This is a genomic window from Streptomyces sp. NPDC014894 (assembly GCF_043080985.1).
Lineage (GTDB): Bacteria > Actinomycetota > Actinomycetes > Streptomycetales > Streptomycetaceae > Streptomyces.
This window is the reverse complement of the sequence record NZ_JBIBWD010000030.1, coordinates 19,748-30,056: the sequence shown is the minus strand read 5'-3', so window position 1 is coordinate 30,056 and position 10,309 is coordinate 19,748. Positions and strand designations below refer to the sequence as shown.

Genomic DNA, 10,309 nt, shown 5'->3' with positions numbered 1-10,309 from the left:
ACATGACCGTCCTCGTCATGCAGACGACACCCCTGCGCACGATCGAACACAGCGGGCCAGCCACGACAGTAGCTGCGCACCTCGGATTCCAGAGTCTCGAAGACGCTCAGGGCGGGCGGGGTGATGGTCATGTGGCGGTCCGTTCGGTCCCGGTGGCGAGGACGAAGTCGGTGAAGGCGTCCACCGAGACGAAGTCGTCGGCGTCCAGTTCCTCCGGATTGACGACCAGGCCGATGGAGTCCTCCAGCGCCATGAGCATTTCCAGCATCGTGGTGGAGTCCAGGTGCAGATCGTCGAAGAGCATCACATCGCCGGTGAGACCGGAGACGGGCCGCTCCAGCACTTCGGTGAGGGCCTGCTCAAGAGCGGAGACAACGTTCTGGCGGTCCATGAGGGGGTGTCCTTACGCGTCGTGTGGTGGAGCCTTGCGGGGGAGGGGGCCCGGGCGCCCCGGAGCGCGGCGGCCGGGGTCTCAGAGCGCGGCGGCCGGGGCGTCCCGCCCGACCAGCGCCGCGAGTCGCTTCCGGTCGACCTTTCCGTTGCCGTTGACCGGCAGATCGTCCAGGCGCACACAGTGGCGCGGGATCTTGAAGGGCTCGATCTGCTCGCGCATCCGCTCGCGCACCTGCTCGGCGGGGATGTCCGCGACCACCGCGAGCAGCGCGGCGCGCCGGCCCTCGGGCGGGAGCACGGCGGCCGAGGTGACGCCGTCGACCCGGGCCGCGGCGGCCTCGACCTCGGTGGCGCTGAGCCGGAATCCGCGTTCCTTGTAGAGATCGTCCCGGCGCCCGGCGAAGTAGAGGTATCCCTCCTCGTCCTGCCGGCCGTAGTCGCCGGTCCGCAGTTCGGGGAAGAGCCCGCCGGCCCGCGGAAAGCGTTCGGCCGTCAGCTCGGGCCGCCGCCAGTAGCCCGCCATCACATGCGGGCCGCGGACCACGAACTGGCCGATCTCACCGGCCGGCAGCCGCTCGCCGTCGTCCCCGACGACGAAGACCTCGGTCCCGGGCAGCGGCAGACCGCAGGAGCCCGGACGGGTCAGATCGCCGTCGGGCGGCATGATCGCGGTGCGCTTGCACTCGGTCAGCCCGTACATGACCTGGATCCGCAGACCGGGGAGCGCCCCGCGCAGAGCCGACATCGTGCTCTCCGAGAGCGCGGCCCCGGTGTTGGTGAGCAGCCGCAGCCCGCCGGGCCCCCGGTCGGTCCGCCGCAGCAGCCAGGCGAGCCGGTCCGCGACGGAGGGGACGGCGGTCAGCACGGTCGCGCCGCTCTCCTCAAGGCTGCGGAGCAGCGGCGGCCCGGCCTCGGCGACGGTGCCGAGATGCAGCCGGGCTCCGCTCAGCGCCGACAGATAGAGCTGGTAGAGGCCGTAGTCGAAGGAGAGCGGCAGCGGGCAGTGGACGACGTCGTCGGCGCGGTAGCCCAGACAGGACTGGATGGCCGACGCGGCGAAGAGCACCTGCTGATGGGTGCTGACCACGGCCTTGGGGAGCGCGGTGGTCCCCGAGGTGTAGATCAGGCTCACGGGGTCCACGGCGAGGACGCCGGGGTCCGGCGGCGCCGGGTCGGTGTCGCCGCGCGGGTCGAGAGCGGCCCGTACCAGCTCCGTGAGCGGCTGGAAGGCGACGCCGGAGCGCGCCGCGGTACGGGCGTCCCCGGGGTCGCCGGAGACCAGGAGCGCGGGCTCGCAGTCCGTCAGCACATGCTCCAGCGGGCCGCCCGCGACCTGCTCGTGCAGCACGCTGAAGACCAGGCCGAGGCGGGAGGCGGCGTACACCAGGATCGGGACGCCGAGGCCGTCCGAGGCCTTCACCACCAGGCGTTCGCCCCGGCCCAGGCCCCGCCGGCGGAGGAGCCCGGCCATACGGACGCTCGCCCCGGCCAGCTCGCCGTAGCCGAGGCCGCTGTCCCGTGTGCTCAGCGCCGCGGCCCCGGGATCGCGTGCGGCGGCCTGATCGAGGAGATCGTGCAGCAGTCGCGGCGGCGACGGGGACATCAGGTCTCCTTCGTCGAGGCCGCGGCGGGCGGGCTGGCTGAGGGGGGTGAGGCGCCGGGTACGGAGGCCCCGGCGCGCGCGGCGGCGGACGCGGAGGCGGAGGCGGTGGCGTCGGTCGTGGGGGGCGGGGCGGTGGCTTCGGCGGGCGCGGCGGCGGGTCCGCCGGCCGGTGCGGCCCTGGCCGCGGGCACCACCGTGGTGGCGGTGGCCGAGCAGACGAGCCGCGGCTCCGCCAGCACCTCGGCCGCGCTGTCGCCCGCCCCGGGGCGGGCGGCGATCACCTTGTGCGCCGTCAGCTCCACGACGCGGCGCAGCCGGGTCCGGCGCACCAGCCGGCCGCTCGCCTCGATGTAGTCGCCCGGGCGCACCGGCGCGGTGAACCGGATGCCGGAGTACTCGGAGAGCAGCCCCTCGTCGCCGTCCGTCCGGACGGTGATCTCGGTGACCAGATCGCCGAAGAGTCTCAGGACGCGGGCTCCGTCGACCAGACCTCCGCCGTAGTGGGCGTCCTCCTGGCCGATGCGTATCCGCAGGAAGGCCGTGGTCTCGTCGGCGCTGTCGGGTTCGGCCGCGGACATGGCGGGGGGTTCCTCTCTGTCGGTGCGGGGGGCGGCGGGCCCGGCGGCGTCCGTGCCCATGGGGGCGGGCGGCACGATCGCGACCGCCGCGACGACGTTCTCCTTGTGGGTGATGGAGAGGGCGACGCGGAGGGGCCCGAGGTCCGCGGCGCGGCCGCGGAGCCGGACCAGGGGCGCGCCGTCGCCGTCGCGGTCCACATAGATCTCGTGGGGGGCGATGCCCCGGAGCATTCCGGTTCCGAGCGCCTTGAGGACCGCTTCCTTGGCGGCGAACCGCCCGGCCAGATACTCCAGCCGGCGTTCCTCGCCCATCGCGTTCGCGCGGGCCGTCTCCTCGGGGGCGTAGCAGAACCGCCGGAACCAGGGGCGGGCGATCAGCCGGCGCAGCTCCCGGCGGTCGAGCACGTCGATGCCGATCCGGGCCGCCCCGGCGGTCTGCCGCGCCCCGGCCGGCCGGGCCGCCGATCCGCCGACGCCGTGCGGAAGGGTTCTCACTGGGTGTCGTCGAAGTCGATGAGATGCTGTTTGAGCAGCAGTTCCTCGGTGGTGTCGCGGTCTCTCACCAGATGCGCGCGGCCGTGGTGGACCAAGACCTCCGCCGGATAGCCGTGGCTGAGGAAGAGGCCCGGCGACGCGGTCGGACCGTACGCCCCCGAACGCTCCACGCCCAGCAGGTCGCCCGGCCGGACCTCGGGGAGTTCGACCTTCTTGGCGATCACGTCGTTGGGGGTGCAGAGCGGTCCTGTGAGGGTGTAGGGCTGGGCGGGCGGCTCGGAGGGACGGCTCAGATGCACGATCGGGAAGTTCCGTTTGACGAAGCTGCCGACGCCGACGGCCGCCATGTGGTGATGAGTGCCGCCGTCCGCGACGACGAACGTCTCGCCCCGGGACTCCTTCACATAGCGGGCGCGTACGACATAGGTCCCGGCCGTCGCCGTGAGAAAGCGTCCGAGTTCCGTCACCAGACGGCATCCCGGGTTGCGCGCGGCGAAGGAGGCCGTCTCACGGCGCAGGCCCTCGCCCAGGGCCGCCAGATCGAGATCGGTCTCGTTGTCGAAGTAGGCGACTCCCAGCCCGCCGCCGAAGTCCACGGTCTCCAGCGGGAAGCCGACCCGCCCGGCCAGGTCCTCGGCGGCGGCGAGGATCTGGCGGGTGTTGTGGACGATGTCCTCGTGCTGGAGGAAGCGGGTGCCCATATAGGCGTGGACGCCCATGACGCGAATGTGATCCAGGGCCGCCAGCTCGCCCTTGTACTCGCGTATCTCCTCCTCGTCGATGCCGAACTGACGGGGCTTGCCGCCCATGGCGAGCCCCGAACCCTTGGTGCTGAAGGACGGGTTGACCCGCAGGATCACCGGGAATCTGCCGCGCCCGCGCTCCGCCACCAGGGCGTCCAGCTGCCGGATCTCGTCGAGCGATTCACAGATCACCGCGTGAATTCCCGCTTCGACACAGGCCGTCAGCTCGCGCGGATCCTTCCCCGGCCCGAGGAAGACGATGTCGCGCGGCGCGACACCGGCCCGCAGCGCGGTGATCAGCTCGGTGTAGGAGGAGACCTCCGCGCCCGCGCCCCGGGCGTTGAGGAAGGCGCAGACGCTGATGTTCGGGTTCGCCTTCAGCGAGTAGAAGACGTCCACGGCGTCCGGAAGCAGATCTCGCAGCTCGCGGTAGGTGCGCTCCAGGATCTCCGCGTCGTAGACGTACAACGGGGTCCCGAATCTCTCGGCGAGATCGGCCATGGAGTTTCCCTGGATCTGGGCGGCGTCAGCACTCATGCCGTTTCCCTTCGAGGTGCTCCCGGCGGCCACGCTCACTGCCAGCCGGAGTCGGGTGAATCAGCCCTGGCCTCTGGTGCCGGAATGACTCTTCCGGCCGGGAATTCCCTGCTGTCGTGCCCCGCCGTCGCCGCTCGGACGACCCTGCTGGAGGTATTCCGTCGAACCATGCGCTCACGCATAATTTCCGATCCGTTACCAGAAGTTGGTTTCGGTGACGGTAAGGATCCTCATCCAGGCGGCCGCCTTGTGGGAAGAGGATTCCGGTGGCCCAAACTGTCCTCGTCCTAATCAGGCCGGGGACAGTCGAACCATCCGTCGTCCGGCCGCAGGAGCGGCGCTTCGGCGCGCCTCAGCTCCCACCGGCGCAGACGCGGGTCGCGGGCGACCGCCCGCCGCCAGATCCGCGCCGTCGCGGCCTCCGCCTCCGCCAGCCCGGCCGTTCCCAGGAAAAGGCCGATCACCTGCCGTGAGGACTCGGCCCCGTGCACCGTGACATGTTCGAGCGCGTCGGACTCGGCGGCGCACGCGACGAGCACCTCCCATACGTCGTCCGGCAGGGACCTGCCGTGCTCCCGGTGCTCCAAGGCAAGGTGGATGAGATACATCTCCCCATCGTGGGGCCGCCTCCGCGACACCTCTCCGGGGCGGTGCTGGACTTTTTGTGCCACGTCCTAGACCGGCCACCGTCCGTCTGCCCGGCCGCCGCGCCCGGCTGCCGACTGCCCTGCCGCCGACCGCCCGACCGCCCGATCACCGATCGCCCGGCCACCGATCGGCGGGCGCCCGCGGGGCCCGGGGCCGCCGCCAGGCTCGCGCCGTCGGCCGCCCTGGTCCGAAAGAGAGGCCCTAGTCGTCGACGAGGCCCTGCTGGGCGGCGCGCACCCCGGCCTGGAAGCGGCTGCGGGCGTCGAGATGCTCCATCAGGGCCGTGGCGATACGGCGGGCCGTGCGCGCGGAGACGCCCAGCCGTTTGGCGACCGTCTCGTCCGTGTGACCCAGCGCCAGCAGCCGCAGGGCCTCCGACTGCTGGGGGCTCAGCGCGCCGAGGTTCTGGGCACGGCTCTTCCCGGCGCCGAGCGGCTCGGCCGTCTGCCACACGCTCTCGAAGAGGGCGCACAGCGCGGCGACGGTCCCCTGCGTTCTGAGGATCGTGGCCCCGGCCGCCGTGTCGTCGCTGTTCACGGCGACGAAGGCGACTCTCCGATCACAGATGATCATCCGGTTGGGAAGCGAGGGCGCGGTGCGCACCCGGCCGCCGCGCGAGGCGATCCACTCCGCGTGGGCCATGGTGGCCGAGTCATGGCGGATGCTGTCCAGATAGACGGTCCGCATCCGCACTCCGCGGTCGAGCAGTCTCCGGTTCAAGGGGCGGGAGCTGCGCATATTGGCGGCGGTCTGGGAGCCGCCCGGGGCGAAGGTGAGGAACTCCTCCTCCACCTCGTCGTTCATCGCGGCCAGATGGTCCCTGATCTTGTCTATGCCCTCGATGTACTCCACATCCGCGCCCGCCCCGCCGGGCTCCCGGCGGGCGAACTCCGAGATGATCCTCATGGCGGCGGCCCGGCCCTCCTCCACCCGCTGCTGCTGCGCGGCGAGTTCGGCCTGTTGCCGGGCGATCAGCATCTCCATGGCCAGATGCGGGCTCAGCACATGCATACGCCGTGGATCGTCCACGGACGGCCGGATGAGCGCCATCTCGCTCAGCCGGTCGAGCGCGGCGCGCACTTCCTGTTCGGACAGGCCTAATCGGTCGCCCAGATCGCTCGCTCCGGCCGTGCAGTCGGCCAGCATTCCCCGGTACACGGATTCGGTGGTGGCGTCTATCCCAAGGGCATCGAGCACGCTTCACATTCCTCTTCGCTGGGTCTGCACACACGGGAGTCTCGTCCGGCATTTCGGGAGTGCCGGGCGGCGCGCGGCACTCACCCCTGTGATCATGCACCGAATTCCGTTACCCCGCGAAGGTGAAGCCATTCCCAGGAATTGAGGCATTCTGCGTCGGCGAAATGGGCTCCAACACACGCATTGGACCGGTCTGGGTTCGGCCGCGGACCGCCCGGGACCGCCCGGGCTGACCGATTCCCGGGCGCACCGCTCCGGGGCCGCCCGAGGCCGCCCGGGGCCGGCCGGCGGCGGCCGATTCCCGGGCGGCCGGGCGTTTCGGGCGACCCGGCCGGTGGGGCGCATGGCTCCGGCGGAGGCGGGGCAGGCGCGTGGGCGGAGCCGGGGACGGGCCGATGGACCGGCTCCGGGCGGCGGACGCCGTACCGCCTCTGTCGTACCCCCGGACGGTCCGCCCCGATCAGGTTCTCCCGCCCCGGCGGGGGCCGCCTCCCCGTCCGGGGCCGGTTTACTCCGCCCGTTCCCGTGGAACGGGTGAGCGGCGCGGCGATGGTCACGCGGGCCGAGGGCCGCGGGTCGTCGCCCGATCGAGAGGAGTGACGATGAGCGACGTCGGACCTGCGGCGAGCGGAACCGTCACGACCCGGGTGCCCGGCCGGCTCGACCGGCTGCCGTGGTCGCGGTGGCACTGGATGATCGTCATCGGCCTGGGCACCGTATGGATCCTCGACGGCCTCGAAGTGACCGTCGTCGGCAGTATCGCGAGCCGGCTCTCCGAGGACGGCAGCGGACTGCCCATCAGCGACGCCCAGGTCACCGGCACCGCGGCCGCCCTCTATGTGGCCGGGGCCTGTTCCGGCGCGCTGTTCTTCGGCCGGCTCACCGACCGTTACGGCCGCAAGAAGCTCTTCCTGATCACCCTGGCGGTCTATCTCGCCGCCACCGCGCTGACCGCGGTCTCCTTCTCCGTCTGGTGGTTCTTCCTCTTCCGCTTCCTGACCGGCTTCGGCATCGGCGGGGAGTACGCGGCCATCAACTCCGCCATCGACGAGCTGATCCCCAGCAAGTACCGGGGACGGGTCGATCTGATCATCAACGGCAGCTACTGGCTCGGCGCGATGGGCGGAGCCCTGCTCTCGGTGGTCGCCCTCAACACCTCCATCTTCCCGAAGGACGTCGGCTGGCGGCTGACGTTCGCCCTCGGCGTCGTCCTCGGTCTGGTCATCCTGCTGGTGCGCCGCAATGTGCCGGAGAGCCCCCGGTGGATGCTGATCCACGGCCGCGCCGAGAAGGCGGAACGGCTCGTCGACGATGTGGAGCGCGAGGTCGAGCGCGAGACCGGGCGTCCGCTGCCCCAGGTCGCCCGGGAGATGACCGTCCATCAGCGGGGCACCATCGGCTTCGGCGAGATCGCCCGTACCGTCTTCCGGGTCTATCCCCGGCGCGCGGTGCTCGGATTCGCGCTCTTCATCGGACAGGCGTTCCTCTACAACGCCATCACCTTCGGCTTCGGCTCCATCCTGGTGCGGTTCTTCGACATCCCCACCGGCGCGACCGGCTACTACTTCGCCGTCATCGCCTTCGGCAACTTCCTCGGCCCGCTGCTGCTCGGCCGGCTCTTCGACACCTGGGGCCGGCGGCCGATGATCGCCGGTACGTACATCGTCTCCGGGCTGCTGCTCTTCGCCACCGCCGCGCTGTTCGGCGCGGGAGTCCTCAACGCCGCCACCATGACGCTGTGCTGGTGCGTGGTCCTCTTCTTCGCCTCCGCCGGGGCCAGCTCCGCCTATCTCACCGTCAGCGAGATCTTCCCGATGGAGACCCGGGCGATGTCGATCGCCTTCTTCTACGCCATCGGCACGGCGGCGGGCGGGATCTCCGGGCCGCTCGTCTTCGCGAGCCTCACCGAGAGCGGCGAGGTCTCCGACGCGGTCCTCGCCTTCTGCGTCGGCGCGACCCTGATGGTCCTCGCCGGTCTGGTCGCGGTCTTCTTCGCGGTCGCCGCCGAGGGCAAGTCCCTGGAGGACATCGCCACCCCGCTCTCCACCGTGAAGGACGAGGCGCGCACCGGCCCGGAGGGCGGCGGCCGGGGCGCGCCGTCCGGACCCCCGGCCGACTGACCCCGTATCCCGCTCCGATCGTGCGCGGCTGCCGGACGGGCCTCGCCGCCGCTCCGACCTGCCGGTTCCACCTCCAAGTGGTGCCATGGTGGTGTCATGAGCGCCATTAATGTGCCGTAGTGGCTTGTGATGGCATCACTGCGGTGCCATGATGGCGCTATGGACCTCATGCCGTACGTCGATCCCGTCCGGAGCGAGTTCGCGGTCACCTCGTTGCCCGTCCCGGCGGGGTACGAGGGGGCGGCGGAGGAGCGGGGGAGCGGGCCGGGCGCCGCCCGGACTCCCGCGCCGCCCGGGTGCCCGGAGGCCGGCGGGGGAAGCGGCCGCCGGGGGCCGCGGGGCTCCAAGGGCCGGGCCCGCTAGGGCCGTTCCTCCGGGCGCTCTCGCCGGGCTTGTCCGTCGGGCCCTTCCCTCGAGCCGGGCCGGATCCCTCAAGCCGGGCCGGGCCGGATCCGGAGGGCACGGGCTCCGTGGCCGCGCCGCGACCGGCGTACCCGCGCCGCGCCCCGGCTCCGTACCCGCCGCGACCGGCCCGTACCCGCACGTCGCCGCGGGCTCGCACGCCACGGCGATCCAGCACACCGTCACCCGCCGCCCGACCGGCGGCACCACACACCACAGTCACGAGGACGGGACAGCCATGCCTTCTTCCAGCACGCCCGAACCGACGACCGCCGCACCAGGCGCCGAGCCGGCCGCCGAGCCGCGTACCGAGCGGCCCGCCGAACCCCGCACCGGCGACCCGGCCGCGACCACCCCGCCCGGAGCCGCCGGCCACGCCCCGGCCCAGGACGCCCGGCCGGGCCCCGAGCCCGTCACGATGCCGACGGAACGGGCCGCAGGCTGCCCCTTCGACCCGCCCGCCGACCTGGCGCGGCTGCGCGAGCGGGGGCCGCTGACCCGTATGGCGTACCCCGACGGGCACATGGGCTGGCTGGCCACCGGCTACGAGACCGTACGGTCGATCCTGGCCGATCCCCGATTCAGCTCGCGCTACGAACTCATGCACTACCCGTTCGCCGACATCGGCGAGCTGCCCCCGGCCCCCGTCGGCGACATGACCGGCATGGACGCCCCCGAGCACACCCGCTTCCGGAAGCTGCTCATGGGCCGGTTCACGGTCCGCCGGATGCGCATGCTCACCGAACGCGTCGAACAGATCACCGCCGAGCACCTCGACGCCATGGAGCGAAAGGGCCCCACGGCGGACCTGGTGGAGGCCTTCGCCCAGCCCATACCCGCCCTGATGATCTGTGAACTGCTGGGCGTGCCCTACGCCGACCGGGAGCGATTCCAGCGCCACGCGCTGACGCTGACCGGCGAGAGCGCCGACCAAGAGGTGATGCACGCGGCCCTGAGCGAGCTTCTCGACTACATGGGCGAGCTGGTGGCCGCCAAACGCGCCGCCCCCGCCGACGATCTGCTCAGCGAGCTGACCACCCGCGACCTCACCGACGAGGAACTCGCCGGAATCGGCTGGGTCCTGCTGGGCGCGGGACTCGACACCACCGCCAACATGCTCGCGCACGGCACCTTCGCCCTGCTCGGCAACCCGGACCAACTCGCCGCGCTCCGCGCCGACCCGGCGCTCGCCGGACAGGCCGTCGAGGAGCTGATGCGCTATCTGAGCATCGCCCACACCGGGGCCAAGTCCGCCCTGGAGGACATCGAGCTGGACGGCCGGCTGATCAGGGCCGGCGAGACGGTCACCTTCGCGATCGACGCCGCCAACCGCGACCCGCGCCGGTTCCCCGACCCCGACACCCTCGACCTGCGCCGCCGCGCGACCGGCCACCTCGGCTTCGGCCACGGCATCCACCAGTGCCTGGGCCAGCAACTCGCCCGCGTCGAGATGAACGTGGCCCTCCCGGCCCTGCTCGCCCGATTCCCGACGCTCCGGCTCGCCGTCCCGCCCGAGGACGTGCCCCTGCGCACCGGCATGAGCATCTACGGAGTGCGCGCCCTGCCCGTCACCTGGGACCGGTAGCGGCCCGG

General features: G+C 72.2%; 8 protein-coding genes and 1 pseudogene. 2 read left to right on the top strand and 7 right to left on the bottom strand.

Going from position 1 to position 10,309, the window contains the following annotated elements:
- From ACF089_RS35405 to ACF089_RS35375, 7 genes and pseudogenes are all read right to left on the bottom strand, one after another.
- Positions 1 to 131 (bottom strand): annotated as a pseudogene (locus ACF089_RS35405) (diaminobutyrate--2-oxoglutarate transaminase); the annotation flags it as partial.
- Positions 128 to 391 carry an acyl carrier protein gene (locus tag ACF089_RS35400; RefSeq protein WP_392036207.1) on the bottom strand — a complete coding sequence of 88 codons (264 nt, stop codon included), beginning with the start codon at positions 389 to 391 and terminating at the stop codon, positions 128 to 130. The gene ACF089_RS35400 and the pseudogene ACF089_RS35405, both read right to left, overlap by 4 nt.
- Positions 392 to 472: 81 nt before the next feature.
- The gene (locus ACF089_RS35395) at positions 473 to 1,996 is read right to left on the bottom strand and encodes a class I adenylate-forming enzyme family protein (RefSeq protein ID WP_392036205.1); all 1,524 of its coding nucleotides are present in this window, start codon (positions 1,994 to 1,996) and stop codon (positions 473 to 475) included.
- Positions 1,996 to 3,069, bottom strand: a complete 1,074-nt coding sequence (locus tag ACF089_RS35390; RefSeq protein ID WP_392036202.1) for a holo-ACP synthase — start codon at positions 3,067 to 3,069, stop codon at positions 1,996 to 1,998. The genes ACF089_RS35395 and ACF089_RS35390 overlap by 1 nt, the downstream gene beginning before the upstream one ends.
- Positions 3,066 to 4,349 (bottom strand): type III PLP-dependent enzyme, encoded by a 1,284-nt coding sequence (locus ACF089_RS35385; RefSeq protein WP_392036199.1) that lies wholly within the window; start codon positions 4,347 to 4,349, stop codon positions 3,066 to 3,068. The genes ACF089_RS35390 and ACF089_RS35385 overlap by 4 nt, the downstream gene beginning before the upstream one ends.
- Before the next feature lie 287 nt (positions 4,350 to 4,636).
- On the bottom strand, positions 4,637 to 4,957 hold the full coding sequence (locus ACF089_RS35380; RefSeq protein ID WP_392036196.1) for a hypothetical protein: 321 nt from the start codon (positions 4,955 to 4,957) through the stop codon (positions 4,637 to 4,639).
- A gap of 241 nt (positions 4,958 to 5,198) precedes the next feature.
- Complete coding sequence (locus tag ACF089_RS35375; RefSeq protein WP_392036194.1) at positions 5,199 to 6,194, bottom strand: LuxR C-terminal-related transcriptional regulator; 996 nt, start codon at positions 6,192 to 6,194, stop codon at positions 5,199 to 5,201.
- Positions 6,195 to 6,796: 602 nt separating this feature from the next.
- Here ACF089_RS35375 and ACF089_RS35370 point away from each other — a divergent pair.
- Positions 6,797 to 8,314 (top strand): MFS transporter, encoded by a 1,518-nt coding sequence (locus tag ACF089_RS35370; protein ID WP_392036191.1) that lies wholly within the window; start codon positions 6,797 to 6,799, stop codon positions 8,312 to 8,314.
- A gap of 820 nt (positions 8,315 to 9,134) precedes the next feature.
- A complete protein-coding gene (locus ACF089_RS35365) occupies positions 9,135 to 10,301 on the top strand; it encodes a cytochrome P450 (protein ID WP_392036213.1) in 1,167 nt (388 codons plus the stop codon).
- The last annotated feature ends 8 nt before the right edge of the window (positions 10,302 to 10,309 follow it).

What these genes read in the sequence shown, in the direction of transcription:
- ACF089_RS35400 (WP_392036207.1), bottom strand. Translation starts at nt 391, where the DNA reads ATGGACCGCCAGAACGTTGTCTCCGCTCTTGAGCAGGCCCTCACCGAA.
- ACF089_RS35395 (WP_392036205.1), bottom strand. Translation starts at nt 1,996, where the DNA reads ATGTCCCCGTCGCCGCCGCGACTGCTGCACGATCTCCTCGATCAGGCC.
- ACF089_RS35385 (WP_392036199.1), bottom strand. Translation starts at nt 4,349, where the DNA reads ATGAGTGCTGACGCCGCCCAGATCCAGGGAAACTCCATGGCCGATCTC.
- ACF089_RS35380 (WP_392036196.1), bottom strand. Translation starts at nt 4,957, where the DNA reads ATGTATCTCATCCACCTTGCCTTGGAGCACCGGGAGCACGGCAGGTCC.
- ACF089_RS35370 (WP_392036191.1), top strand. Translation starts at nt 6,797, where the DNA reads ATGAGCGACGTCGGACCTGCGGCGAGCGGAACCGTCACGACCCGGGTG.
- ACF089_RS35365 (WP_392036213.1), top strand. Translation starts at nt 9,135, where the DNA reads ATGCCGACGGAACGGGCCGCAGGCTGCCCCTTCGACCCGCCCGCCGAC.